The 25,114-nt window shown below is 71.3% G+C and carries 20 protein-coding genes; 13 read left to right on the forward strand and 7 right to left on the reverse strand.

Annotated elements, in window-relative coordinates; translation table 11 throughout:
* The first annotated feature begins 122 nt into the window (after positions 1–122).
* The 5 genes from EJC51_RS14885 (at position 123) to EJC51_RS14905 (ending at position 4,442) form a co-directional block, all read left to right on the forward strand.
* Positions 123–632, forward strand: a complete 510-nt coding sequence (locus EJC51_RS14885; RefSeq protein ID WP_126271524.1) for a pyridoxamine 5'-phosphate oxidase family protein — start codon at positions 123–125, stop codon at positions 630–632.
* Between the two features lie 34 nt (positions 633–666).
* Complete coding sequence (locus EJC51_RS14890; protein WP_126271525.1) at positions 667–1,110, forward strand: VOC family protein; 444 nt, start codon at positions 667–669, stop codon at positions 1,108–1,110.
* Positions 1,111–1,319: 209 nt separating this feature from the next.
* On the forward strand, positions 1,320–2,165 hold the full coding sequence (locus EJC51_RS14895; protein ID WP_208870822.1) for an alkaline phosphatase family protein: 846 nt from the start codon (positions 1,320–1,322) through the stop codon (positions 2,163–2,165).
* Position 2,166: 1 nt separating this feature from the next.
* On the forward strand, positions 2,167–3,411 hold the full coding sequence (locus EJC51_RS14900; protein WP_126271527.1) for an MFS transporter: 1,245 nt from the start codon (positions 2,167–2,169) through the stop codon (positions 3,409–3,411).
* On the forward strand, positions 3,408–4,442 hold the full coding sequence (locus tag EJC51_RS14905) for a TolB family protein (RefSeq protein ID WP_126271528.1): 1,035 nt from the start codon (positions 3,408–3,410) through the stop codon (positions 4,440–4,442). The genes EJC51_RS14900 and EJC51_RS14905 overlap by 4 nt, the downstream gene beginning before the upstream one ends.
* A gap of 1 nt (position 4,443) precedes the next feature.
* On the opposite strand, the gene EJC51_RS14910 is transcribed toward EJC51_RS14905, so the two are convergent.
* Entirely contained in the window at positions 4,444–5,805 is a 1,362-nt protein-coding gene (locus tag EJC51_RS14910) for a glutamine synthetase family protein (RefSeq protein WP_126271529.1), read from the reverse strand.
* A gap of 348 nt (positions 5,806–6,153) precedes the next feature.
* Here EJC51_RS14910 and EJC51_RS14915 point away from each other — a divergent pair, with 348 nt between their 5' ends.
* The 4 genes from EJC51_RS14915 to EJC51_RS14930 all read left to right on the forward strand — a co-directional run bounded on the left by EJC51_RS14915 (position 6,154) and on the right by EJC51_RS14930 (position 11,726).
* Positions 6,154–6,816, forward strand: a complete 663-nt coding sequence (locus EJC51_RS14915; RefSeq protein WP_126271530.1) for a DUF3105 domain-containing protein — start codon at positions 6,154–6,156, stop codon at positions 6,814–6,816.
* A complete protein-coding gene (locus EJC51_RS14920) occupies positions 6,813–7,433 on the forward strand; it encodes a DUF305 domain-containing protein (protein ID WP_126271531.1) in 621 nt (206 codons plus the stop codon). Before EJC51_RS14915 ends, EJC51_RS14920 begins: the two co-directional genes overlap by 4 nt.
* 243 nt (positions 7,434–7,676) lie before the next feature.
* A complete protein-coding gene (locus EJC51_RS14925; RefSeq protein ID WP_244362627.1) occupies positions 7,677–9,584 on the forward strand; it encodes a S53 family peptidase in 1,908 nt (635 codons plus the stop codon).
* Between the two features lie 99 nt (positions 9,585–9,683).
* On the forward strand, positions 9,684–11,726 hold the full coding sequence (locus EJC51_RS14930; protein ID WP_126276955.1) for an NAD(+) synthase: 2,043 nt from the start codon (positions 9,684–9,686) through the stop codon (positions 11,724–11,726).
* A 515-nt stretch (positions 11,727–12,241) separates the two neighbouring features.
* Here the strand turns inward: EJC51_RS14930 and EJC51_RS14935 are convergent.
* The 4 genes from EJC51_RS14935 to EJC51_RS14950 all read right to left on the reverse strand — a co-directional run bounded on the left by EJC51_RS14935 (position 12,242) and on the right by EJC51_RS14950 (position 17,098).
* On the reverse strand, positions 12,242–13,468 hold the full coding sequence (locus tag EJC51_RS14935; protein WP_126271533.1) for an MFS transporter: 1,227 nt from the start codon (positions 13,466–13,468) through the stop codon (positions 12,242–12,244).
* 79 nt (positions 13,469–13,547) lie between these two features.
* The gene (locus tag EJC51_RS14940) at positions 13,548–14,597 is read right to left on the reverse strand and encodes an endonuclease/exonuclease/phosphatase family protein (RefSeq protein WP_126271534.1); all 1,050 of its coding nucleotides are present in this window, start codon (positions 14,595–14,597) and stop codon (positions 13,548–13,550) included.
* Positions 14,598–14,786: 189 nt separating this feature from the next.
* Complete coding sequence (locus tag EJC51_RS14945) at positions 14,787–15,440, reverse strand: TetR/AcrR family transcriptional regulator (protein ID WP_244362629.1); 654 nt, start codon at positions 15,438–15,440, stop codon at positions 14,787–14,789.
* Between the two features lie 59 nt (positions 15,441–15,499).
* Positions 15,500–17,098, reverse strand: a complete 1,599-nt coding sequence (locus tag EJC51_RS14950) for an MFS transporter (RefSeq protein ID WP_126271535.1) — start codon at positions 17,096–17,098, stop codon at positions 15,500–15,502.
* Positions 17,099–17,314: 216 nt separating this feature from the next.
* On the opposite strand from EJC51_RS14950, the gene panB reads away from it, so the two are divergent.
* The 3 genes from panB to EJC51_RS14965 all read left to right on the forward strand — a co-directional run bounded on the left by panB (position 17,315) and on the right by EJC51_RS14965 (position 20,162).
* Positions 17,315–18,181 carry a 3-methyl-2-oxobutanoate hydroxymethyltransferase gene (panB, locus tag EJC51_RS14955; protein ID WP_126271536.1) on the forward strand — a complete coding sequence of 289 codons (867 nt, stop codon included), beginning with the start codon at positions 17,315–17,317 and terminating at the stop codon, positions 18,179–18,181.
* A 128-nt stretch (positions 18,182–18,309) separates the two neighbouring features.
* Complete coding sequence (locus EJC51_RS14960; protein ID WP_165951135.1) at positions 18,310–19,335, forward strand: ATP-binding cassette domain-containing protein; 1,026 nt, start codon at positions 18,310–18,312, stop codon at positions 19,333–19,335.
* A complete protein-coding gene (locus EJC51_RS14965; RefSeq protein WP_097263251.1) occupies positions 19,332–20,162 on the forward strand; it encodes an ABC transporter permease in 831 nt (276 codons plus the stop codon). Before EJC51_RS14960 ends, EJC51_RS14965 begins: the two co-directional genes overlap by 4 nt.
* 19 nt (positions 20,163–20,181) lie before the next feature.
* Here the strand turns inward: EJC51_RS14965 and EJC51_RS14970 are convergent, their stop codons facing one another.
* Positions 20,182–23,823: an AfsR/SARP family transcriptional regulator gene (locus EJC51_RS14970; protein WP_126271538.1), complete on the reverse strand. Its 3,642-nt coding sequence runs from the start codon at positions 23,821–23,823 to the stop codon at positions 20,182–20,184.
* 323 nt (positions 23,824–24,146) lie between these two features.
* Here EJC51_RS14970 and EJC51_RS14975 point away from each other — a divergent pair, with 323 nt between their 5' ends.
* Positions 24,147–24,944 (forward strand): site-2 protease family protein, encoded by a 798-nt coding sequence (locus EJC51_RS14975; RefSeq protein WP_126271539.1) that lies wholly within the window; start codon positions 24,147–24,149, stop codon positions 24,942–24,944.
* On the opposite strand, the gene EJC51_RS47705 is transcribed toward EJC51_RS14975, so the two are convergent.
* Complete coding sequence (locus tag EJC51_RS47705) at positions 24,934–25,101, reverse strand: hypothetical protein (protein ID WP_165951136.1); 168 nt, start codon at positions 25,099–25,101, stop codon at positions 24,934–24,936. The genes EJC51_RS14975 and EJC51_RS47705 overlap by 11 nt on opposite strands.
* Positions 25,102–25,114 lie beyond the last annotated feature (13 nt).

The raw sequence follows: 25,114 nt of genomic DNA on the forward strand, positions 1-25,114 counted from the left end.
GATCAAGGTCGTACGCGACCCGCGTGATCTGCGCGATGTGCGTGATCTACCGCGATCGAGCCTAACCGCAGAGCCTGCGGGAAGCGCCGATGAGTTCCGGGCCGGGACGGGGTCTGCCCTGTATGACTCACGACGAACCTGAGACCCGGCTGGACGAGCGTTACAGCGACCCGACCGCCACGGCGACACCGTGGTCGCGGGCCGTGGAGCTGCTGGAGTCGGCCGAACTGTTCTGGATCTCGACGGTACGGCCGGACGGGCGGCCGCATGTGACGCCGCTGCCCGCGGTCTGGTCGGAGGGCGCCCTGCACTTCTGCACCGGCCCGGAGGAGCGCAAGGCCCTGAACCTCGCGGCGAACCCGCAGGTGGTGCTGACGACCGGGACGAACACCTGGGACAAGGGGTACGACCTGGTCGTGGAGGGCGCGGCGGTGCGCGTCGCCGACGACGGCCGGCTGCGCGCGCTGGCGGCCGCGTGGGAGGCGAAGTACGGCGAGTTCTGGCACTTCGAGGTGCGTGACGGGAGCTTCCGGCACGGCGGGGGAAGCGCTCTGGTCTTTTCGGTGGCGCCCCGCACCGTTTTCGGCTTCGGTAAGGGGGAGCCGTTCAGCCAGACCCGATGGCGGTTCTGATGACGTGGACAGACGTAGACAAGGGAGTCACGCCATGGACATGAGCCTCGAAGTGATCCTGATGCCGGTCTCCGACGTGGACCGGGCCAAGGAGTTCTACCGGGACAAGGTCGGCTTCCACGTGGACCTCGACGGGGAGGTGATGCCGGGCGTACGGATCGTCCAGCTGACCCCGCCGGGCTCGGGCTGTTCGATCGCGCTCGTCGACGGCCTCCAGGTCCCCACGGGCACCCCGCAGCCGGGCACGTATCACGGCATGCAGCTGTGCGTGACGGACGCGAAGGCGGCGTACGAGGAGCTGACCGCGCGCGGTCTGGACGTCACCGAGCCGCAGTCCTTCGGGCCGCAGGACGGGGCCACGTTCATGTACTTCAAGGACCCGGACGGAAACGGCTGGGCGATCCAGGAGTACCGGCGCCGGGAGACGGAGCCGCTGCACAAACTGCTGACGGAGCTGGCCTCGCGGCGACAGCAGTAGGGGGCGGCGGTAGGCGACAGCGGTTCGGGGAGCCGCTCAGCTGACGGCTGTTCACTTGATCTTCATGGTCCGGATTGACCGAGAGGGGATGAGGGCATCTTGGCGTGTGCATGCTCTGTCCGCACCGCCATCCTCGCTCTTCCCCCCACTCGGAGGTTGATGTGTCCGGCAGTTCAGCCCCTTCGGCACTGCGCCGCGGCCGTACGGCCATGGTGTCCGCGCTCGCCGTCACGGCGGCGGCCGTCGGTCTGTGGACCGGCCTCGGCGGTTCCTCGGCCGCGGCGTCCGGTGTACCGACCCCGGACCACGTGGTCGTCGTGGTCATGGAGAACCACGCGTACAGCCAGGTGATCGGCTCCTCCAGCGCCCCGTACATCAACTCGCTGCGGACGGGCGGTGCCACCCTGACCCAGTCCTACGCCCAGACCCACCCCAGCCAGCCCAACTACTACGCGCTGTTCTCGGGCTCCACCCAGGGCGTCACCGACGACAGCTGCGTCACGCCCGGCTTCTCCTCGGCCGCCAACCTGGCCTCCGAGCTGACCGCCGCCGGCAGGACCTGGGCCAGCTACAACGAGTCGCTGCCCAGCCAGGGCTCGACGACCTGCGGCAGCGGCAAGTACGCGCAGAAGCACAACCCCTGGTTCGGCTTCAGCAATGTCTCCACGTCCAGCGCGAAGACGTTCGCCCAGTTCCCGACGGACTACGCCACCCTCCCCGACGTCTCCTTCGTCGTGCCGAACCTGTGCAACGACATGCACGACTGCTCGGTGTCGACCGGTGACACCTGGATCAAGAGCAACCTCGGCGCCTACGCGACCTGGGCGGCCACCCACAACAGCCTCCTCGTCATCACCTTCGACGAGGACAACCGCCTCTCCGGCAACCGCATCCCGACGGTCCTGTACGGGCAGCCGGTGGCGGCCGGGTCGTCCAGCTCGACGACGTACAACCACTACAGCCTCCTGCGCACCCTGGAGGACATGAAGGGCCTGACGACCCACGCCGGCAACGCGGCCTCGGCGTCCGACATCACGGGGATCTGGGCCTCCTGAGATGTACGTAGCGGAAACCCGCGCCGCCCGGGCCACCACGGCCGGGCGGCGTCGCGGCGGCACGGTCGCCCCGACGGTTCTCGCCCTCGGCACCGTCAGCCTGATCACCGATGTCTCCTCGGAGATGGTGACGGCCGTGCTCCCCCTGTACCTGGTGGCCGGCCTGGGCCTGTCCCCGCTGGGCTTCGGGCTCCTCGACGGTGTCTACAACGGCTTCTCGGCGGTCGTACGACTGGTGGGCGGGCATCTCGCCGACCGCGGCGGCGGACGCCACAAGTGGGTGGCCGGGTTCGGCTACGCGCTGTCGGCGCTCTGCAAGCCCCTGTTGCTGCTGGCCCACTCCCTCACCCCCATCGGCCTGGTCCTGGCCGCCGACCGCACCGGCAAAGGACTGCGCACGGCCCCGCGCGACGCGCTGATCTCCCTGTCGTCGACGCCCGAGACCCGGGGCCGTGCCTTCGGCGTGCACCGGGCCATGGACACGGCGGGCGCGCTCCTCGGCCCGCTGGCGGCGTTCCTGATCCTGCGGGCCACGGTGGACGGCTACGACGCGGTGTTCACGGTCAGCTTCTGCGTGGCGGTGCTGGGGGTGCTGGTCCTGGTGCTGTTCGTGCCGGGCGGCCGGGCAGAGCCCCGGGCGGAGCCCGCTTCCGACGACGCCCGCCCCACCCTGCGCGCCGCCCTGAGTCTCCTGCGCCGTCGCGACCTGCGCCGCGTCACGGTCTGCGCCCTGCTGCTCGGCCTCGCCACGGTCAGCGACTCGTTCGTCTACCTCCTGCTGCAACGCCGGCTCGACGTCCCCGACCGCTGGTTCGCCCTGCTCCCGCTGGGTACGGCGGCGGCGTTCCTGCTGCTCGCGGTGCCCTTGGGCAGGCTCGCGGACCGGGTCGGCAGATGGCGGGTCTTCCTGGCCGGCCACGGGGCGCTGCTGGCGGCGTACGCCCTGCTGCTGGCCTCCGCGCACAGCGTGGCGCTCGTCCTGCTGCTGCACGGCGCCTTCTACGCGGCGACCGACGGTGTGCTGATGGCGGCGGCCTCGGACAGCGTTCCCGAGAGCCTGCGCTCGTCGGGTCTCGCGGTGGTCCAGACGGGACAGGCGCTGGCCCGTTTCGCCTGCTCCCTCGGGTTCGGTGCCGCGTGGACCCTGTGGGGCGACCGTACGGCGCTGTGGGCGTCGACGGCGGCGCTGGCCCTGTGCGCGGTCCTGTCCCTGACGATCCTGCGTCCTTTGGAGTCCTCCGCGTGACCGTACGCAACCGCCTCCTCGTCCTGCTCGCGGCCGTACTCGCCCTGGCCACGGTCGCCGTGCTGTCGGTCCTGCACGCCTCCGCGCGGGCGGACCGCCGCAACGAGACCCAGCCCGGCGGCCCCCGCGTGAGCGCGGGCCGCGTCGCGCTCACGACCCCCGGCCGCATGGTCTTCCGCAACATGGCGTGGGGCCCGCACCGCGACGAACTGACGTCGGTACCGGCATCCGATCCCTCCGGGCCACGGACCGCCTCGGGCGTGAAATGCCTGCGCTTCTACGCCGCCGCGGGCACCGGCGTGTGCCTCCAGGCCGTCCACGGCGCGGTCTCCGACTCCTACCGCGCCCTGGTCCTGGACGCGCGGCTGAAGGAGAAGGACCACTACGACGTCCCCGGCATCCCGTCCCGCGCCCGCGTCTCCCCCACCGGTCACTTCGCCGCGTGGACGGCCTTCGTGGGCGGCGACTCCTACGCGGGCACCGACTTCTCGACCCGCGCGGCCATCGTGGACGTACGGACGGGCGAACTGACGCCGAGCCTGGAGGCCTACCGCGTCATCAAGGACGGCCACGCCTACCGCTCGGCGGACGTGAACTTCTGGGGCGTGACCTTCGCGTCGGACGACCGCACCTTCTACGCGACCCTGGCCACGCAGCGGAAGACCTACCTGGTCAGGGGCGACCTGCGGGCCCGCACGGTCACGACCCTCCACACCAACGTGGAATGCCCGTCCCTCTCCCCCGACGGCACGCGCATCGCGTACAAGAAGCGGGCGAAGGGCCTTCCCAAGGACGCCCCCTGGCGGCTGTACGTCCTCGACCTGCGCACGATGCACGAGACCGCGCTCGCCGAGCCCCGCAGCGTCGACGACCAGGCGGTGTGGAAGGACCCGCGGACGCTGGTCTACGCGCTGCCGGGCGACTACGGGGCGGACCTGTACACCCTCCCGGCGGACGGCACGGGAAAGCCGCGGCGCATCAGCACCGCGGCTGTGTCCCCCGCGTACGTGAACCAGACAACCGGCGGCTGAACTAGAGAACCGGCAGGTTCTTCCGCAGCTCGAAGGCCGTCACCTCGGAGCGGTACTCCTCCCACTCCTGGCGCTTGTTGCGCAGGAAGAAGTCGAAGACGTGCTCGCCGAGCGTCTCGGCGACCAGGTCGCTGCGCTCCATCAGGGTCAGGGCCTCGCCGAGGTTCTGCGGGAGGGGCTCGATGCCCATCGCGCGGCGCTCGGCGTCCGAGAGCGCCCAGACGTCGTCCTCGGCGCCCGGCGGGAGCTCGTAGCCCTCCTCGATGCCCTTGAGGCCGGCCGCCAGCAGGACGGCGTAGGCCAGGTAGGGGTTGGCGCCGGAGTCGATCGAGCGGACCTCGATACGGGCCGAGCCGGTCTTGCCGGGCTTGTACATCGGGACGCGGACCAGGGCGCTGCGGTTGTTGTGGCCCCAGCAGATGTACGAGGGGGCCTCGCCGCCCGCGCCGGCCGTGCGCTCCGAGCCGCCCCAGATGCGCTTGTACGAGTTCACCCACTGGTTGGTGACCGCGGAGATCTCGGCCGAGTGCTTCAGCAGGCCCGCGATGAAGGAGCGGCCGACCTTGGAGAGCTGGTACTCGGCGCCCGACTCGTAGAACGCGTTACGGTCGCCCTCGAAGAGGGAGAGGTGGGTGTGCATGCCGCTGCCCGGGTGCTCCGAGAACGGCTTCGGCATGAACGTCGCCTGGACGCCCTGCTCCAGCGCCACCTGCTTCATGACCAGGCGGAACGTCATGATGTTGTCCGCCGTGGACAGGGCGTCCGCATACCTCAGATCGATTTCCTGCTGGCCCGGCGCGCCCTCGTGGTGGGAGAACTCCACCGAGATGCCCATCGACTCCAGCATGGTGATCGCCTGGCGGCGGAAGTCCATGCCGATGTTCTGCGGGGTGTGGTCGAAGTAGCCGGAGTTGTCGGCCGGGGTGGGGCGCGAGCCGTCGAGCGGCTTGTCCTTCAGGAGGAAGAACTCGATCTCGGGGTGCGTGTAGAAGGTGAAGCCCAGGTCGGAGGTGCGGGCCAGGGCGCGCTTGAGGACGTAGCGCGGGTCCGCGAAGGACGGCGAGCCGTCCGGCATCAGGATGTCGCAGAACATCCGGGCCGTGCCGGGGGCCTCGGCACGCCAGGGCAGGACCTGGAACGTCGACGGGTCCGGCTTGGCGATCATGTCGGACTCGTAGACCCGGGCGAAGCCCTCGATCGCGGAGCCGTCGAAGCCGATGCCCTCGTCGAAGGCCTGCTCCAGCTCGGCCGGGGCCACGGCGACGGACTTGAGGAAGCCCAGCACGTCCGTGAACCACAGGCGTACGAACCGGATGTCGCGCTCCTCCAACGTCCGGAGCACGAACTCCTGCTGCTTGTCCATCTAGCTTCCCCATCCTTGCTGGTCAGGCCGCCTGCCTCCGGTCCCGCGAGAGACGGTCGGGCACCTGAGCATCCCACCACAACACCATTTCATCCGTGTTGCGGACCATGATCGGCAGGCCGACGCCCGATTGAACGCCTCACGTCCGACAGGTGTACTGTTCTGCCGCCCATCTTGCCTGCTCGGACCCGTATACGTAATGCCGGGCAGGCCGTGAGCTGCCACGCCCCGGCGGCCGGCGGAACCCGATCTTCGGCCATTCCTGTGCCCGCCCTACGAGAGACCACGCCTTCCCCATTACGATCAGCGGACCCGACCGGCCCCCATTCCCCAGAAGGACACAACCCCATGGGCTCCGCCAAGAAGAAGGAATCCGCTGAGCGGAAGGCGCGCATAGCCGAGATGCGGCGTGCCGAGCAGGCTCGCGAGCGCCGCAACCGGATCCTCACGATCGGTGCGAGCGTGGCGGTCGTGACCGCTCTCGTCGTCGGCGCCGTCGTGCTCGTCCAGTCGCAGGGCGACGACAGCAGCACCGCCTCCGACTCGAAGAACCCGGGCCACTGGACCACGGGCAAGGACGGCGTGAAGACGTGGTCGGCCAAGCTCAGCCAGACCCACGTCACCAAGACGGTGAAGTACCCGATGACGCCCCCGGCCGGCGGTGACCACAACGCGGTCTGGCAGAACTGCAACGGCGACGTCTACACCAAGGCCCTCGACGACATGAACGCGGTGCACTCGCTGGAGCACGGCGCGGTCTGGGTGACGTACACCAGCAAGGCCAAGAAGTCCGACGTGGACGCGCTCGCGGCGAAGGTGAAGGCGACGCCGTACACGCTGATGAGCCCGTACGAGGGCCAGGCGGACCCGATCATGCTGACGGCGTGGGGCCACCAGCGGACGGTGACGAGCGCGAGCGACCCGAACGTCGCGAAGTTCTTCGAGAAGTACGTCCAGGGCGAGCAGACGCCCGAGAAGGGCGCGGTCTGCACGGGCGGTAAGGCGCAGTGAGGCAGGTCGGCTGGATCGCGGGGACCGCGGCGGCCGTGCTGGTCGCGGCCGGCGCGGTCACCTACGCGGTCGCGGACGGCGACGACTCCACGGCCACGCCCACCGCCGACTCCGCGGACGCGGGCTTCGCGCGGGACATGGCGGTGCACCACCAGCAGGCGGTGGAGATGTCGTTCATCGTGCGCGACCGCACCAAGAACGAGGAGGTGCGCCGGCTCGCCTTCGACATCGCGCAGACGCAGGCCAACCAGCGCGGCATGCTGCTGGGCTGGCTCGATCTGTGGGAGCTGCCGAAGGTGTCGTCGGACCCGCCGATGACCTGGATGGACATGGGCGGCATGGCCGACGGCAAGGACGGCGCGCTGATGCCGGGCATGGCGACCAACACCGAGCTGAGGAAACTCCAGAAGCTCAGCGGCAAGCAGGCCGAGATCTTCTATCTCCAGCTGATGACCGACCACCACAAGGGCGGCATCCACATGGCCGAGGGCTGTGTGACGCGCTGCACGGTGAAGGTGGAGAAGGACATCGCGCAGGGCATGGTGAACGCGCAGGAGTCCGAGATCGAGCTGATGACGGACATGCTCAAGGAGCGGGGCGCGAAACCGCGTTCCTAGGGAGTCCGTAGGGAGTTCCCAGGCAACCGCGGCGGTCCATAGAGGGTTTCCCCTCGGTCCTCATAGCGCGTTCACGCTCAAATGGCCTTGGCATTAGGTTAATTGGGCTCTTCTTGGGTTTTGCATTCCCCTGGCATGAACGGTTCGTCGAAAGAGTTGCCCGGCGAGTGATCTACTCGCGACGAACCGCAACCAGGGGGTTCCATGAGATCCAACCGCGCCAGAACGCGCGCCGGAGTGAGCATGGCAGCGACACTGCCCATGATCGCCGGCGCGCTGGCGCTCGGCATACCCGCGGCGCACGCCTCGGACTCCCCGGCCCGTGACACGCTGGCCGGGACCAGGCCCGCGTGGGCCACCGCGAAGGCCGACAAGGGCGCCGCCGCCGACAGTTCGCGGGTCTCGGCCCGTGTCTATCTGGCGGGCAAGGACGCCGCCGGCCTCGCCGGGTACGCGAAGGCCGTGTCCGACCCGTCGTCGGCCTCGTACGGCAAGTACCTGAGCGCCGGCCAGGCGCAGTCCCGCTTCGGCGCGACGAAGGCCCAGGTCGCCGCCGTGAAGTCCTGGCTGACGTCGGCCGGTCTGAAGGTCACCGGTGTCACGCAGCACTACGTCTCCGTCACCGGTGACGTGGCCGCCGCCGAGAAGGCGTTCGGCACCCAGCTGCACAACTACGCCAAGGGCACGAAGACTTACCGCGCTCCGTCGAAGGCGGCGTCCGCGCCGGAGAGCCTGAACGGCGCCGTCCTGACCGTCACCGGCCTGGACACCGCCCCGCACAAGGCCGACCACGCGGACCAACTGCCGGGTCCCGGTGCCGTGTTCAAGAACTCCGGGCCGTTCTCCTCGTACTACGGCTCCAACATCGCGAGCACGCTGCCGGACGCGTACGGCACGAAGATCCCGTACGCCGTGAAGGGGTACACCGGCAAGCAGCTGCGTGCCGCCTACGGTGCCGGCACGTACACGGGCAAGAAGGTGCGCGTCGCCATCACGGACGCGTTCGCCTCCCCGACCATCGCCTACGACGCGGCCACCTACGCCAAGAAGCACGGCGACGCGGCCTACAACACGGGCCAGTTGAAGCAGGTCCTGCCCAAGAACTACACCCACACCGGCGCCGACGAGTGCGACGCCTCCGGGTGGTACGGCGAGGAGACCCTCGACGTCGAGGCCGTGCACGCGGTCGCGCCGGACGCGCAGATCACGTACGTGGGCGCCGCGTCCTGCTTCGACGACGACCTGCTGGACTCGCTCAGCAAGATCGTCGACAACCACCTCGCCGACATCGTCTCCAACTCCTGGGGCGACATCGAGGCCAACCAGACGCCGGACCTCGCGGCCGCCTACGACCAGGTCTTCCAGTTCGGCGCGGTCGAGGGCATCGGCTTCTACTTCTCCTCCGGTGACAACGGCGACGAGGTCGCCCACACCGGTACGAAGCAGGTCGACACCCCGGCCAACTCGGCGTGGGTGACGGCGGTCGGCGGTACCTCGCTGGCGGTCGGCAAGGGCGACAAGTACCTGTGGGAGACCGGCTGGGGCACCGAGAAGGCCACGCTGTCCGCGGACGGCAAGAGCTGGACCAACTTCCCCGGCGCGTTCACCTCCGGTGCGGGCGGCGGCACCAGCAAGACGGTCGCCGAGCCCTTCTACCAGAAGGGTGTCGTCCCGGACGCGCTGGCGAAGGCCAACAACGCGGCCGGCAACCGGGTGGTCCCGGACATCTCCGCGATCGCCGACCCGAACACCGGTTTCAAGGTCGGCCAGACGCAGACCTTCCCGGACGGCTCGGAGAAGTACAGCGAGTACCGGATCGGCGGCACGTCGCTGGCGGCGCCGGTGATCGCGGCGGTGCAGGCGCTCGCCACGGAGGCGCGCGGCGGCAAGGCGATCGGTTTCGCCAACCCGTCGATCTACGCGAAGTACGGGTCGAAGGTCTACCACGACGTCACCGACACCCCGACGGGGTCGGAGCTCGCGGTGGCTCGCGTGGACTTCGTGAACGGGGTCGACGCGACGGACGGTCTGGCCACTTCGGTGCGGTCGCTGGGCAAGGACAGCTCGCTGATCGCGGTGAAGGGGTATGACCCGGTGACCGGTGTGGGTACGCCCGCAGGCGGTTACGTGGAGTCGTACAAGCGGCGCTAGCAAGGCAGCCGATGGGGCGCGGGACGATCACGTCCCGCGCCCCATCGCGTCGCTTTGACGATTACACGGATTACACTGGGCGCCGTGCCTCCGACTCCGTTGAACTTCCGGTCGATCTACCAGCACGGCTTCGCGCGTGTCGCCGCCTGTACGGGCCACACCGTCATCGCCGATCCGCCCGCCAACGCCGAAGCCGTCCTGCGGCACGCACGGCGGTGTGCGGACGAAGGGGTCGCGGTCGCGGTCTTTCCCGAGATGGTGCTGTGCGGGTACTCGATCGAGGACCTGCTGCTCCAGGACACGCTGCTCGACGAGGTCGAGGCGGCGCTCGCGACCGTGGTGGAGGGGTCCGCCGGGCTCCTGCCGGTGCTGGTCGTCGGGGCGCCGCTGCGGCATCGCAACCGGGTCTACAACTGCGCGGTCATCGTGCACCGCGGCCGCATCCTCGGCGTGGTGCCGAAGTCGTACCCGCCGAACTACCGCGAGTTCTACGAGCGCCGGCAGATCGGCGACGGCGCCGACGAGCGCGGCGGTGCGATCCGGGTGGGCGGTTCTGAGATTCCCTTCGGCGTGGACCTGCTCTTCGAGGCTTCGGACGTGCCCGGTCTCGTGCTGCATGCCGAGATCTGCGAGGACATGTGGGTGCCGGTGCCGCCGAGCGCGGAGGCGGCCCTCGCCGGGGCGACCGTGCTGGTCAACCTGTCCGGCAGCCCGATCACGGTCGGGCGGGCCGAGGACCGCAAGCTGCTGTGCCGTTCGGCGTCCTCGCGCTGTCTCGCGGCGTACGTCTACGCGGCGGCCGGTCTGGGCGAGTCGACGACCGACCTGTCCTGGGACGGGCAGACGATGATCTACGAGAACGGCGTGCTGCTCGCCGAGACCGAGCGGTTCCCGCTCGGGGACGAGTACGCCGTCGCCGACGTCGACCTCGACCTGCTGCGGCAGGAGCGGCTGCGGATGGGCACGTTCGACGACAACCGCCGTACCCACGCGGCCCGCACGGGCGGCTTCCGCACGGTCGGCTTCGAGCTGGACCCGCCGCTGACGGACCTGGGGCTGCGGCGGCGCCTGGAGCGCTTCCCGTTCGTGCCGGCCGACGCGGACCGGCTCGCCCAGGACTGCTTCGAGGCGTACAACATCCAGGTCCAGGGCCTCCAGCAGCGGCTCGCGTCCATCGGCGGGGCGAAGGTCGTCATCGGTGTCTCCGGCGGCCTCGACTCCACCCACGCGCTCATCGTCGCCGCCCGCGCGATGGACCGCGCCGGGCGCCCGCGCAGCGACATCCTCGCCTGGACGCTGCCCGGCTTCGCGACCAGCGACCACACCAAGGACAACGCGCACGCCCTCATGCGGTCCCTCGGCGTCACCGCGGCCGAGCTGGACATCACGCCGACCGCGCGGCTGATGCTGGCGGAGATGGGGCATCCGTTCGCGTCCGGCGAGCCGGTGTACGACGTCACCTTCGAGAACGTCCAGGCGGGCCTGCGCACCGACTACCTCTTCCGGCTGGCCAACCAGCGCGGTGGCATCGTGCTCGGCACCGGTGACCTCTCCGAGCTGGCGCTCGGCTGGTCGACGTACGGCGTGGGCGACCAGATGAGCCACTACAACGTCAACGGCGGCGTCCCGAAGACCCTGATCCAGCACCTCATCCGCTGGGTCGTCAGCAGCGGCCAGTTCGGCGACGAGACCGGCAAGACGCTCACCGCGATCCTCGACACGGAGATCAGCCCGGAGCTGGTGCCCGGCGAGGAGATGCAGTCGACGGAGTCGAAGATCGGCCCGTACGCGCTGCACGACTTCACGCTCTTCCACGTCCTGCGCTACGGCTTCCGCCCCTCGAAGATCGCCTTCCTCGCCTGGCACGCCTGGCGGGACGCGGAGGCCGGCGCGTGGCCGCCGGGGTTCCCGGAGGCCAAGCGGGTGGCGTACGACCTGCCGGAGATCGCCCGGTGGCTGGGGGTCTTCTGCCGCCGCTACTTCGGCTTCGCCCAGTTCAAGCGCTCGGCCATGCCGAACGGCCCGAAGGTGTCGGCGGGCGGCTCGCTGTCGCCCCGCGGCGACTGGCGTGCGCCGTCGGACAGTTCGGCGCGGGCGTGGCTGCGGGATCTGGAGCGGTTCGAGGAGCTCTCGGGGAACTGAGGACGGGGACGACGGGGCGCCCTCGTCGTGGGCCGGCGCGTCGGGAAGTGTGGAGGCGCGGGTGTTTCCCGCGCGCCGGCCTTCCCGGCGTACGGAACAGCTCGACCGCCGGCCCGCTGCTGTGACCCGCCGAGGAGCCCTGGCCGGTGATTCCCGACGCGGGGCACGGCGCCAGGGTGCCAGTCGTACGGCTCGCGACGGACTCCCCGAGCTGCTCTTCCCGGCGGGCACCGACCTGCCACAGCGTCCGGTGCCCGCGTCTTCACGACGCCCACGAGGACCGGGTCGCGCTACTGCGGCTGTACTGGCGGGACGCGGCGGGCGTGAGCGAGACCGGCCGGCTCCCCGAGCCACCGCCCCCGTCCGCTGAGCATCACCGCGACGGAACCGGCCCACGGCCGTCGGGCTGCCGTACGACGACCATGCCGCCGACCGCGACCGGCCGGTGTGGACACGCCGTACGCGTATCGCTACGACTGCTGAGCCGGGCCCGCGGCGTTCGGCAGTGCGAGGTCTCAGCGGGTGAGGCTCGCGTCCAGCGCGTCGGGTACGTGCGCGGCGACGACACGTTCCCGTCCGGCCGTCGGCACGGTCGCGCGCCGCCGGTCCACCACGGCCGCCGTGCCCGCCATGCCGAGGCCGAGCACGGCGAGTGCCGCCCCCGCCAGGGCCGGGGAGGTGGCCCCGAAGCCCGCGGCCAGCGCCAGGCCGCCGATCCACGCGCCCCCGGCGTTCGCCAGGTTGAAGGCGGCCTGGTTGGCGGAGGAGGCCAGCGAGGGGGCCGAGGAGGCCTTCTCCATGACCATCAGCTGGAGCGGCGAGCCGGTGACGAAGGCCGCGACACCGAGCAGGACGACCGCCACGGCCGCGCTCACCGGCGTGCTCATCAGCAGCGGGAACGCGCCGAGGACCACGACCAGCGAGACCAGGCCGCCGAACAGGGTCGCCCGCATCGCGTGGTCGGCCAGCCGCCCGCCGACCAGGTTGCCGACCGTCGCGCCCACGCCGAACAGCGCGAGCAGCAGCGTGACGCTGGTGTCGGCGTACCCGGCGGAGTCGGTGAGCATCGGCGTGATGTAGCTGTACGCGGCGAAGAGCGCGCCGAACCCGGCGACGGTCGTGCCGAGGGCGAGCCAGACGGGGAGGGACTTCAGGGCCGCGAGCTCGCCGCGCAGCCCGCCGTGGGCCGGCGCCACCCGGTCGTGCGGGATCAGCGCGGCCAGGGCCGCGATCGCGGCGAGGCCGATGGCGCTCACCCCGAGGAAGGTGGCCCGCCAGCCCAGGTGCTGGCCCATGAGCGTGGCGACCGGCACGCCGGCGATGTTGGCGACGGTCAGTCCGAGGAACATCAGCGACACCGACCGGGCCTTGCGCTCGGGCGCGACCATGGTCGTGGCGACGACCGCGCCGACGCCGAAGAAGGCGCCGTGCGGCAGGCCGCTGAGGAAGCGGGCGGCCAGCAGCCAGTGGTGGTCCGGCGCGAAGGCGGAGGCCGCGTTGCCGGCCACGAACAGCGCCATCAGCGCGATGAGGACCGTACGGCGGGACATGCGCGCGGTGACCGCGGCGAGCAGCGGGGCGCCGATGACGACGCCGAGCGCGTACGCCGAGACCAGGTGGCCGGCGGTGGGGAGGGAGACGTGCAGGTCGTCCGCGACCTCGGGCAGCAGGCCCATCATGACGAACTCGGTGGTGCCGATGCCGAATGCGCCCACGGCGAGGGCGAGCAGGGCGAGGGGCATGAAGGGCCTTTCGGGGTTGTTCCGGGGTGCTTATGTTCACCTACGGAACAAAGCCTTGCAGGCCCAGTATTCCAGACGGTTACGACGACGTGTCCACCTTCAGACGGGCGGCTACGGGGAGGTGGTCGCTGCCCGTCTCCGGCAGCGTCCACGAGCTCTCCGGCTCGACGCCCTTGACCAGGATCTGGTCGATCCGCGCCATCGGGAACGAGGCCGGCCAGCTGAACCCGAACCCGCTGCCGGCCGCGCCCTGTGTGGAGCGCAGCTGGGAGGTGACGGCGTTGAGGGCGCGGTCGTTCATGGTGCCGTTGAGGTCGCCCAGCAGCACGACCCGCTCCAGCGGCTCGTGGGCGATGGCCTCGCCCAGCGCGTCGGCGCTCTTGTCGCGCTGCCGGGCGGTGAAACCGGCCTCCATCTTCACGCGGACCGAGGGCAGGTGGGCGACGTAGAAGGCGACCTGCCCCTCGGGCGTGGTCACCGTGGCCCGCATGGCGCGGGTCCAGCCCAGCTTGATGTCGACGGGCCCGACCCCGCTCAGCGGGTACTTGCTCCACAGCCCGACGGTGCCCTGCACCGAGTGGTACTCGTACGTCCCCGCCAGCGCCTTCTCGTACGTCGGCACCGCCGCGGAGGTCAGCTCCTCCAGGGCGACGACGTCCGCGCCGGAGGCCGCCACGTCACGGGCGGTCTCGGACGGGTCGGGGTTGTCGGCGTTCACGTTGTGCGTGGCCACGGTGAGGTCGCCGCCGGCGCCGGCCTTGTCGGTGAGCAGCCCGCCGAAGAGGTTGAGCCAGACGACCGCCGGGAGGATCACCGCGATCAGGGCGGTCGCCGACTTCCGTACGAAGGCGAGGACCAGCAGCACCGGGACGAGGAGGCCCAGCCAGGGCAGGAAGGTCTCCGTGAGGCTGCCGAGGTTGCCGATGGCGTTGGGGATGCGGGAGTGCATCAGCATGATCAGCGCGAGGACCAGGGCCAGGGCGGCGAGGACGAGGCCGCGCCGCCAGATCCGCGGGTCGCCGCGCCAGGGGCCGGTCAGTCTGTCCAGCAGGCGTCGGAACCTGGAGCCCCGGCGCTCGGGCCCCGAGCCGCCGTTGTCCGTCTCCTCCAAGTACGCCTGCTGCGCCATACCGCGTCGCCTCACTGCCTGCCGTGCATCCGTCCGTCCCCCGGCGTAACTCAAGACCCTAGGGGATGATCGGTTCCGATCCTGCCGTCCCATGACGGCCGTACCCGCACGAGGACGTACAAGTCGCCGTTCGGGGTTCCGGACACGGCCGCGGAAAGCGCCGTCTGTGACGAAACGCGCACATCGGGGTTACGGGGTCGGCGAACTGACGGAAGGTGAACTGACGGGCCGTAGACCCTCCAGGACGGTGTCGACTATCTGCTCGGAGAGCCCCTCGGGCAGGTCGGCGTCCGGGCGCATGATGGCGCGCACCAGCATCGGGCCGACGAACAGGTCGTTGACGAGTTCCAGGTCGAGGTCGGCGCGGAGTTCGCCGTTGTCCCGGCCGCGGCGCAGGACGTCGAGGCCGACGCGGCGCCGGGGGGCGACCACGGCGTCGTGGTAGGCGGCCCAGATCTTCGGGCTCTGCTTCATCTGGGCGTAGACGTTGTGCAGGATCGCCGAGGTCCGGGTGACCAGCCCGCGCTGCCGCAACGACTCCAGCAGGACGACGATGTCGTCGCGCATGGAGGTGCCGGGCAGCGGCGGGTCCGGCGGCTCGGCGGTCCGGACGACGTCGACGAAGAGCTCCTCCTTGCCGCTCCACCGCCGGTAGATGGCGGCCTTGCCGACGCCGGCGGTACGGGCGATCCGCTCGATGGACAGCTCCGCGAGCGGGACGCCGTCCTCCAGCAGCTTCATCACCCCTTCGACGATGGCCCGCTCGACGGCTTCGCTGCGGGGGCGCCCGCGGGCGGGGGCGGTGGGGCGGAGGGTGCCTCCGGCTTCGGCGAGGCTGGTCACGTCGCTGCGTCCCTTTCTGTGGTCCGAGGTGATTGTCCCCCGCCTGGGCCGGCGCCCGGCTACTCCGCCGCCGTCACCAACTCCCGCCCCTGCTCGTCCTTCTCGTCGGCCGGCGGCCGGCCCGGCAGGAACACGGCGCACACGACCGCGCCGACCACCGCGACGCCCGCGCCCCACAGTGCGGTGGTGTGCATGGCGTGCAGGAAGGCGTCGTGGGCCGGGGCGATGAGCGCCTTGCCCTGGGGGCCGAGCTTCTCGGCGACGCCGAGGGTGGCCTCGATGGACTCGCCCGCGGTGTGGCGGGCGCCGGGCGGAAGCAGGCCGAGCTTGTCCTCGATGCCGTTGCGGTAGGCCGTGGAGAGGACCGAGCCGAGGACGGCGATGCCGAGGGCGCCGCCGACCTGCCGGAAGGTGTTGCTCAGCGCGGACGCGGAACCGGCCTTCTCGCGCGGCAGCGCCTGCATGATGACGACGCTGACCGGGGTCATGATGTGCGCCATGCCGGCACCCATGAGGAAGAACACAACCTCCAGGAGCCAGATCGGGGTGTCCGCCTCGAACCCGGCGAACGCGGCCAGGGTCGCGGCGATGACCAGCAGCCCGGCCGTGGTGGTGGCCTTGTTGCCGAACCGGTCGACCACCAGCCGGGCCCGCGGCGCGAAGATCATCTGCGCGGCGGCGAGCGGCAGCATCAGCAGACCGGTCTGGAGCGGCGAGTACCCGCGCACGCTCTGGGTGTAGAAGACGGAGAAGAACGTCACGCCCATCAGCGCGAAGAAGACCAGCGCGATGGCGCCGATCGCGGCCGAGAAGACCTTGTTCTTGAAGTAGGTGACGTCGATGGAGGGGTGGTCGCTGCGCTTCTCGAACACCACGAACGCGACGAGTACGGCGAGACCGGCGCCGATGGTCGACAGCACCTTCGGGTCCGTGAAGTCGGCGAGCTGGCCGCCCTTGATGATGCCGTAGACCAGCAGGACCAGTCCGACGACCGACAGGACGACACCCACGGGGTCGATGCGCCCCGGGTTGGGGTCGCGGGAGTCCGGCACCAGCCACAGCATCAGCGCGAGGGCCAGCAGCACGATCGGCACGTTGATGAGGAAGACCGAACCCCACCAGAAGTGGTCGAGGAGCACACCGCCGGTGATCGGCCCGATGGCGATCGCGAGGCCGACGCCGCCGGCCCAGATGCCGATGGCCTTGGGCTGCTCGTCGCGCTCGAAGACGTTCATGAGGACGGCGAGGGTGGCGGGCATCACGAAGGCGGCGCCGAGCCCCATCAGCGCACGGAAGGCGATGAGCTGCTCCGGCGACCCGGAGGAGGCGGCGAGCGCGGAGCCGATGCCGAACACGGCGAGCCCGCCGAGCAGCACCCGCTTGCGGCCGAGCCGGTCACCGAGGAGCCCGGCGCTGAACAGCAGACCCGCGAAGACGAGGGTGTAGGCGTTGATCGCCCATTCCAGCTCACTCTGGGTGGCGCCCAGGCCGGTCGGGGCGGGGGTCGAGATCGTCTTGATCGCGACGTTCAGGATCGAGTTGTCGAGCACCACGATCAGCAGGCTCAGCATCAGCACGCCGAGGATCGCCCAGCGGCGCCGGTGCACGGCCTCAGGTATACGGGAGCCGGTGAGGGCGGGATCGGCAGGAGAAGTCATACGGCCGAGCCTAGACCCATTCCGATACGGCACCGTCTCGTATCGGAATTCTTTACGGAGACCTTAAGAACGGACCTAGGGAGACGGACGTACGTCGCTCGACGCGTGACCCACGTCCCGTCACCCGGTCTGGCCGCGCGTGAGACGAGGTGCCACCATGGAGGTGATCCGGGGACGCCGTCAGGGCGCCTCGAGATGACTGAAGGAGCCGTTGCCATGACGCAGCTTTCGGCTGCCCCGACGAAGCCCTCCGACGGCAGCAAAGCGCTGTACGGGGGGAAGGGCACCCGCCGCATCACCGTCCGCGACATCGCCCTCGCCAAGGAACGCGGCGAGAAGTGGCCCATGCTCACCGCCTACGACTCGTCCACGGCGGCCGTCTTCGACGAGGCCGGCATCCCGGTCCTGCTCGTCGGTGACTCCGCGGGCAACACCCACCTCGGCTACGAGTCGACCGTGCCGGTCACCCTCGACGAGATGACCATGCTCTCGGCCGCCGTCGTCCGCGGTACGTCCCGCGCGCTCATCGTCGGCGACCTGCCCTTCGGCACCTACCAGGAGGGCCCGGTGCAGGCGCTGCGCTCGGCGACCCGGATGGTCAAGGAGGCCGGGGTCGGGGCGGTCAAGCTGGAGGGCGGTGAGCGGTCGTACGACCAGATCCGGCTGCTCGTCGAGTCCGGCATCCCGGTGATGGCCCACATCGGCCTCACCCCGCAGTCCGTCAACGCCATGGGCTACCGCGTCCAGGGCCGCGGCGAGGAGGCGGCGGCGCAGCTGCTGCGCGACGCGAAGGCCGTGCAGGACGCCGGTGCCTTCGCGGTCGTCCTGGAGCTGGTCCCGGCGGAGCTCGCGGCCGAGGTCACGCGCACGCTGCACATCCCGACGGTCGGCATCGGCGCGGGTGCGGAGACGGACGCGCAGGTCCTGGTGTGGACCGACATGCTCGGCCTCACCGGCGGGCGGGTGCCGAAGTTCGTCAAGCAGTACGCCGACCTCCGCACGGTCATGGGCGACGCGGTGAAGGCGTTCGCGGAGGACGTGGTCGGCGGGACGTTCCCGCAGGAGGAGCACAGCGTCCACTAGAGCCACAGCGGCACAGAGGCAGCCCGCCGACTTCCCCCATCGGCGGGCTGCCGGCTTGTCGGCGGTCTGTAGGCGGCTGTCGGTGGGCTGTAGGTCGTTTGTCGGTGGCGGCTGGCACCGTTCTCGGCATGACGCGAATCGACAACAACCGCAGCGGCGCCGACATCGCCGTGTCCGTGCGGGGACTGGTCAAGCACTACGGCGAGACCAAGGCGCTGGACGGCGTCGACCTGGACGTGCGCGAGGGCACCGTGATGGGTGTGCTCGGGCCGAACGGCGCCGGCAAGACCACCCTCGTACGGATCCTGTCCACCCTTCTCTCCCCCGACTCCGGCCTCGCGACGGTCGCCGGGTACGACGTCGTCCGGCAGCCGCGGCAGCTGCGCCGGGTGATCGGGCTCACCGGGCAGTACGCCTCCGTCGACGAGAAGCTCCCCGGCTGGGAGAACCTCTACATGATCGGCCGGCTGCTGGACCTGCCCCGCAAGGAGGCCCGCCGCCGCGCCGACGAGCTGCTGGAGCGGTTCTCGCTCACCGAGGCCGCCAAGCGCCCGGCGAGCACCTACTCCGGCGGTATGCGCCGCCGCCTCGACCTGGCCGCCTCCATGATCGGGCACCCGGCGGTGCTCTTCCTGGACGAGCCGACCACCGGCCTCGACCCGCGCACCCGCAACGAGGTGTGGGACGAGGTCAAGCGGATGGTCGGCGACGGGGTCACCGTCCTGCTCACCACCCAGTACATGGAGGAGGCCGAGCAGCTCGCCTCCGAGCTGACCGTCGTGGACCGCGGCAAGGTCATCGCGGGCGGCGGCATCGAGGAGCTGAAGGCGAAGGTCGGCGGCCGGACCCTGCGGGTGCGCCCCGCCGATCCGTTGCAGCTGCGCCCGCTCGCCGGACACCTCGACGGCCTCGGCATCACCGGCCTGGCCACCACCACCGTCGACCCGGAGTCCGGCTCCCTGCTGGTGCCGATCCTCAGCGACGAACAGCTCACCGCCGTGGTCGGCGCGGTCACCGCGCGCGGCATCACGGTCTCCAGCATCACCACCGAACTGCCCAGCCTGGACGAGGTGTTCCTGTCCCTCACCGGCCACCGCGCCAGTGTCCCGCAGGACACCGTGCCCACCGAGACCCGCGAGGAGGTCGCCGTATGAGCGCCGCCACCCTTACCGCCGACAGCGCCGCCAAGTCCGTCGACGACGTCCGTATCCCGCTGCGCGGGCATCTGCGGCACACCGGCGCGCTGATCCGCCGCAACCTGCTGTGGATCCGCCAGGACCCCGAGTCGATGGCCGACGCGCTGCTGATGCCGGTCATCTTCACCCTGCTGTTCGTGTTCGTCTTCGGCGGCTCGATCGGGCAGGCGCTGGGCGGCGGCCAGGACCAGTACGTCCAGTACGTCATCCCCGGCATGATCGCGATGATGAGCATGACGCTCTCCCAGGGCGTCGGCACCGGGTTCAGCCAGGACTTCAACTCCGGTGTCATGGACCGGTTCCGGTCGCTGCCGATCGGGCGCGGCTCGGTGCTGTTCGCGAAGATCTCCGTCGAGCTGATGCGGATGCTGTTCGCGACGACCGTGCTGATGCTGGTCTCCGTCGCCGTCGGCTTCGACATCACCAACTGGCCGGGCCTGTTCGCGACCGTCGCGCTGGCCACCGCGTTCGCCTCGTCGATCATGTGGGTGTTCCTCACCCTGGGCGTGGTCATGAAGAGCGCGCAGTCCGTGCAGGCGATGGGCTTCCTGGTGCTGTTCCCGCTCCAGTTCGGTTCGTCGATCTTCGCGCCGACGACCTCGATGCCGGGCTGGCTCCAGACCTTCACCGACTACAACCCGCTGTCCACGCTGGCGGACGCCGCGCGCGGACTGATGGTGGGCGGTCCCGTCGCCCACGACCTGTGGGTGACGATCGGCTGGTCGGTGGCGATCACCGCGGTGATGGCACCGGTGGCGATCCACAAGTTCCGTACGAAGAGCTGACGTCGACCGGTGGCGCGGTTCAGACGAGGGCGGCGGCCTCCCCGGGGGAGAGACCGGCGCCCTCGTCGTACGCCGTGGCGTAGGCCGCGTCGCCGAGCAGGGCACGCAGCTGCCGCTCGGCCCGCTCGCGGGGCTCCCGCTCGTAGGCCGGCATGACACGGCCGGCCGGCAGCAGCGCGTCGCCGGCCGCGAGGCAGCGGGCCCCGTCCGCGGCGCGGCCGCCGGCACCGGCCAGGCCGAGCGCGGCGATGTGCAGGTACTGGGCGCGCATGTGCGGGGCGATGGCCTGGGACAGCGGGTCCTCGGCCCGGCCCAGCGCCTGGCGGACCTTGTCGAGGCAGGCTTCGAAGGCGCCGGCGGCCGCTTCCACGTGGGCCTCCGCGCCGAGGATGAAGGCGTCGAAGATGATGAAGTGGGAGATGCCGAACTCCTCGCGCAGCAGCCGGACCTGCTCGCGCGCCTCGGCCACCCGGCCGGTCTGGGCGAGCCGGGCGGAGAGGAAGAGCCGGGCGGCGGGCAGCGCTTCGTTGTGGCCGCCGTCGTGGGAGGCGAGCACCTCGCGCAGCAGCAACTCCCCCCGCTCGGGCTCCGACTCCATCAGTACGCTGCCGAGCCGGGCCTTGAGAACGGCCTGCTGGGCGCGGGCGCCGAGCCGGCCGGCGAGGTCGATCCCGGCCTCGTAGTCGGCCGCGGCCTCGCCCCAACGGCCCTTGCGCTCATGGGACTCGGCCCGCGCGGCGAGCGCCTCGGCGGTGCCCCACAGGTCACCGAGGCGCTCGTAGATCTCCAGTGCCTCGTCGGCGTCCGCGAGGGCGTCTCCCTCCCAGTCGATCCGGTGGGCGAACAGGTTGGCCCGCCATTGCAGGCTCGCGGCGAGCTCCCAGTCGTATCCGGGTGTCTCGCGGGAGGTGCGCACGGTCTCGTCGAGGATCAGCCGCAGCCGCTCCATGTCCCCGGTGAGCATGACGGCGAAGAGCCACAGGGAGCCGGGGATGCGGCAGGTCTGCGGCATGCCGGGCTCGTACGTCTGGGCGATGGACCGCAGTTTCGCCTGCGCCGCCGGGTTCTGCCACGCCTCCAACTCGGTGTCCATACAGGCGAGATGGGTCAGATGCAGCCCGCGCCGGGCCTCTTCGAGCACCTCTCCGGTCCAGGGCGGCGGCGTGTCCGTGCAGCGCTGCCACACCGGCCGCGCGGGGCGGACGGGCTCGGGGAACGGGTCGGGGCCGAGCGCCATGATCTCCCGGGACCAGGTGCGGGCCTCGATCTTCAGATCGCGCATCTGCCAGTACCAGCCCAGCGACAGGACCAGGCAGAGCCCCTCCTGCTCGTCGCGTTCGGCGACGGCGAGCCGCAGGGCGGTGCGCAGGTTCTCGTACTCGCGCTCCAGCAGGCCGATGGCGGCGAGCTGGCCCGGGCCGCGGAGCAACTGGTCGGTGGTGCGGGCGAGTTCGCGGTAGTACGTGAGGTGCGCGCGCCCGGCCTCGGCCCGTCGGCCGCTCTCGTCGAGCCGTTCGGCCGCGTACTCGGCGACGGTCTCCAGGAGCCGGTAGCGCATCTCACCGCTCTCCGAAGGGGCGGCCACCACAAGGGACTTGTCGACGAGCGAGCCGAGCGCGTCCAGCGCGACCGGACCGCACACGGCCTCGGCGGCGGCGAGGTCGCAGCCGCCGGCGAACACCGACAGCCGCCGCAGCACCTCCCGCTCCCCCTCGTCCAGCAGCTCCCAGGACCAGTCGACGACGGCCCGCAGCGTCTGCTGGCGGGGCAGCAGGGTGCGGCTGCCGGAGGTGAGCAGCCGGAACCGGTCGTCTAGCCGGTCGGCGATCTGACGTGGCGTCAACATCCTTAGCCGGGCGGCCGCGAGCTCGATACCGAGCGGGAGCCCGTCGAGGCGTCGGCAGATCTCGGCGCAGGCCGCGGCGGTCTCCTCGTCGGCCTCGACCCGGAAGCCGGGCCGGGCGGCGGCCCCGCGGTCGGCGAGCAGCCGCAGCGCGACCGGCTCGGGCAGCGGGTCGACCGGCCGCAGCAACTCCCCTGGTACGCCGAGGGATTCACGGCTGGTGGCCAGCACCGTCAGCTGCGGGCACCGCTCCAGCAGCGCCTCCGTCAGCCGGGCGGCGGCCTCGACGACGTGCTCGCAGTTGTCGAGGATCAGCAGCATCCGCCGCCTGCCGCAGTGCTCGACGAGCCGCTCGACCGGGTCGTCGTGCCGCTCGTTCCCGGCCCGCATCGCCTCGGCGCCGGCCCCGTACAGCACGGTCTCGCGGGCGCCGACGGCGGTGAGCACGGCCTGCGGCACGTCGTCGGGGTCGTCGACGGGAGCGAGCTCGACCAGCCACACCCCGTCCGGCGCGACGTCCCGCACGGTCTCGGCGGCCTCCTGCGACAACCGCGTCTTCCCGGCCCCACCGGGCCCGAGCAACGTGACGAGCCGAGCCGCGGCGAGATCCCCGCGGATGGCCTCGATGTCGGCTTCGCGGCCCACGAAGGAGGTGAGCCGGGCACGGAGGTTGCCGAGGCCGGGGAGGCCTCCGGCGGCGCGCCCGGACACGTCGGCCGAGGCGACGGACGGCGACGGGGCGACCGGGTCGTGGGGTGCCGCAGGCCACTGCCCTGCCACCGGACCCTGCGCTGCCGCGGGCCACCGCCCGGCCGCCGCTGCCCCCTGGCCAGCCACCGGGCCCTGGCCCGCCCCCGGGCCCTGGCCTGCCGCCACCCCGTCGTCACCCACCGAGCCCCGGCCCGCAGCCGCCCCGTGGTCACCCACCGGGCCCTGGCCCGCAGCCGGCCCCCAGCCTGCCGCCACCCCGTCGTTACCCACGGAGCCCCGGCCCGCCGCCGGACCCCAGCCCGCCGTCGGCCCCGCGCTCGCCGTGCCCCCATGCCCCACCGGCGGCCTCCGCCCCGCGGCCGGGCCCCGTCCCGCCGATCCGTTGGCCAGCAACTCCCCGTGCAGTGCCCGGAGTTCCGGGCCCGGGTCCGCTCCCAAACGGTCCGCCAGCGACTGGCGTACGTCCTCGTAGGCGGCCAGCGCCTCCGCCGTGCGGCCCGCGTCGCGGAGGGCGCGTAGGCGGAGGGCCTGGAGGGGTTCGTCGAGGGGGTGGCTGTCGCAGAGGGCGGTCAGTTCGGGGAGGGACTGTTCGGCGTGGCCGAGAGCGAGCGCGGCGGTGTGGCGGGCCCGCAGGGCGTCCAGCCGCCGGGCCTCCCAACGGGCCGACTCGGCGGTGTGGTCGGGCAGGTCGGCGAGGGCGGGGCCGCGCCACAGGGCCAGGGCGTCGTCGAGGACGCCGGCCGCCTTGGTCGCGTCGCCGTCGGCCAGTGCGCGGGCGCCCTCACCGGTGAGCCGGTCGAAGCGGTGCAGGTCGATGTCGTCGGGCGCGGCGACGAGCCGGTAGCCGCCGTCCACGGAGGCGACGGCGTCCGCGCCGAGGGCCCTGCGCAGCCGCCCCACCAGCGCCTGGAGGGCGGCGGGCGCGTCGGCGGGCGGGTCGCCGCCCCACACCTCGGCGACCAGCAGCCCCACGGTCACGGTGCGGCCGGGCCGCAGCGCCAGCACGGTCAGCAGGGCACGCAGCCGCGCCCCGCCGACCGGAAGGGGGGTGCCGTCGGAACGGAGTGCCTGGGTGGTGCCGAGGATGCGATAGCGCACGGGGTCCATTGTCTCTGGTAGCTCGGGGGCCGGTCACGGGGTTACGAAGTCGGGCGGGGCTGTGTCGGGGGCGACGGTCCGCGACGGATGCGGGCCTCACTGAGGCCCCGGTCTCAACCCCGCACCGGCCGCACCGTACTGAACGTCTCCAGCACAGCCGCCGCCGAGAACGGCGGCCCGCAGCACTCCGTCTGCCGGCCCTCGTCATACACATGCCACAACCCCATGTCCCCCACCTTCTACGGAACCGATGACCGACCGCGAGACGTTTTCGTCGTACGCCCGGTACGGTCGGGCAGTCCCAGCGCGTGTACGAGAGTCGGGGGAACCCCATGACAGCCACTGCCGCCCGCCGCAGCGACCGGCGGATCAGCCCCGTCTTCGTCGGGATCCTCGCCGTGACGGCGGTGACCGGGTGGGCGACCTGGACCGGGTTCGCGGAGCAGCCCGGGGTGGCGGTGTTCCTGTTCGTGACGGCCGCGTGGATCGTCTCCCTGTGTCTGCACGAGTACGCACACGCGCGGACGGCCCTGCACAGCGGTGACATCTCGGTCGGCTCGAAGGGCTATCTGACCCTGAACCCGCTGAAGTACACCCACGCCCTGCTCAGCATCGTCCTGCCCGTCCTCTTCGTCATCATGGGCGGGATCGGCCTGCCGGGTGGCGCGGTGTTCATCGAGCGCGGGCGCATCCGGGGCCGCTGGCGGCACAGTCTCATCTCGGCGGCCGGCCCGCTGACGAACGTGCTGTTCGCGGCCGTGTGCACGGCCCCGTTCTGGCTGGACGCCCTGGACGGCGTGCCGGCCGACTTCCGGTTCGCGCTCGCCTTCCTCGCGCTGCTCCAGGTGACGGCGGCGATCCTGAACTTCCTGCCGGTCCCGGGCCTGGACGGCTACGGCGTCATCGAGCCCTGGCTGTCGTACAACATCAAGCGCCAGGTGGAGCCGTTCGCGCCGTTCGGCCTGCTGTTCGTCTTCGCGCTGCTGTGGGTGCCGTCGGTCAACCACGCGTTCTTCGACCTGGTCGACTCGATCCTGGCGGGCCTCGGGATCAGCGACATGGAGACGTACTGCGGCCAGGACCTCTACCGGTTCTGGCAGACCAGCGACTTCTGCACGGTCAGCCCGTGACCTTGCGCCGCTTCACGTAGTACCAGCACATGTTGCTGGACAGCCCCGCGATCAGCACCCAGACGATCCCCAGGAAGCTGCCCCGCGCGAAGGAGACGACCGCCGCGGCGATGGCGAGCAGGCAGACGATCAGGGCGTAGAGGGCGAGGCGGGGCATGGGGGCGATTCTC

Origin of the sequence: Streptomyces aquilus (genome assembly GCF_003955715.1) — a bacterium.
Lineage (GTDB): Bacteria > Actinomycetota > Actinomycetes > Streptomycetales > Streptomycetaceae > Streptomyces > Streptomyces aquilus.

Bases quoted from the DNA above. Each gene is read 5' to 3' on its own strand.
- EJC51_RS14900 (WP_126271527.1), top strand. From the start codon at position 2,167: ATGTACGTAGCGGAAACCCGCGCCGCCCGGGCCACCACGGCCGGGCGG.
- EJC51_RS14970 (WP_126271538.1), bottom strand. From the start codon at position 23,823: ATGGACCCCGTGCGCTATCGCATCCTCGGCACCACCCAGGCACTCCGT.
- EJC51_RS14965 (WP_097263251.1), top strand. From the start codon at position 19,332: ATGAGCGCCGCCACCCTTACCGCCGACAGCGCCGCCAAGTCCGTCGAC.
- EJC51_RS14885 (WP_126271524.1), top strand. From the start codon at position 123: ATGACTCACGACGAACCTGAGACCCGGCTGGACGAGCGTTACAGCGAC.
- EJC51_RS14940 (WP_126271534.1), bottom strand. From the start codon at position 14,597: ATGGCGCAGCAGGCGTACTTGGAGGAGACGGACAACGGCGGCTCGGGG.
- EJC51_RS14975 (WP_126271539.1), top strand. From the start codon at position 24,147: ATGACAGCCACTGCCGCCCGCCGCAGCGACCGGCGGATCAGCCCCGTC.
- EJC51_RS14925 (WP_244362627.1), top strand. From the start codon at position 7,677: ATGGCAGCGACACTGCCCATGATCGCCGGCGCGCTGGCGCTCGGCATA.
- EJC51_RS14935 (WP_126271533.1), bottom strand. From the start codon at position 13,468: ATGCCCCTCGCCCTGCTCGCCCTCGCCGTGGGCGCATTCGGCATCGGC.
- EJC51_RS14950 (WP_126271535.1), bottom strand. From the start codon at position 17,098: ATGACTTCTCCTGCCGATCCCGCCCTCACCGGCTCCCGTATACCTGAG.
- EJC51_RS14910 (WP_126271529.1), bottom strand. From the start codon at position 5,805: ATGGACAAGCAGCAGGAGTTCGTGCTCCGGACGTTGGAGGAGCGCGAC.
- EJC51_RS14915 (WP_126271530.1), top strand. From the start codon at position 6,154: ATGGGCTCCGCCAAGAAGAAGGAATCCGCTGAGCGGAAGGCGCGCATA.
- EJC51_RS47705 (WP_165951136.1), bottom strand. From the start codon at position 25,101: ATGCCCCGCCTCGCCCTCTACGCCCTGATCGTCTGCCTGCTCGCCATC.
- EJC51_RS14890 (WP_126271525.1), top strand. From the start codon at position 667: ATGGACATGAGCCTCGAAGTGATCCTGATGCCGGTCTCCGACGTGGAC.
- EJC51_RS14960 (WP_165951135.1), top strand. From the start codon at position 18,310: ATGACGCGAATCGACAACAACCGCAGCGGCGCCGACATCGCCGTGTCC.
- panB (WP_126271536.1), top strand. From the start codon at position 17,315: ATGACGCAGCTTTCGGCTGCCCCGACGAAGCCCTCCGACGGCAGCAAA.
- EJC51_RS14895 (WP_208870822.1), top strand. From the start codon at position 1,320: ATGGTGTCCGCGCTCGCCGTCACGGCGGCGGCCGTCGGTCTGTGGACC.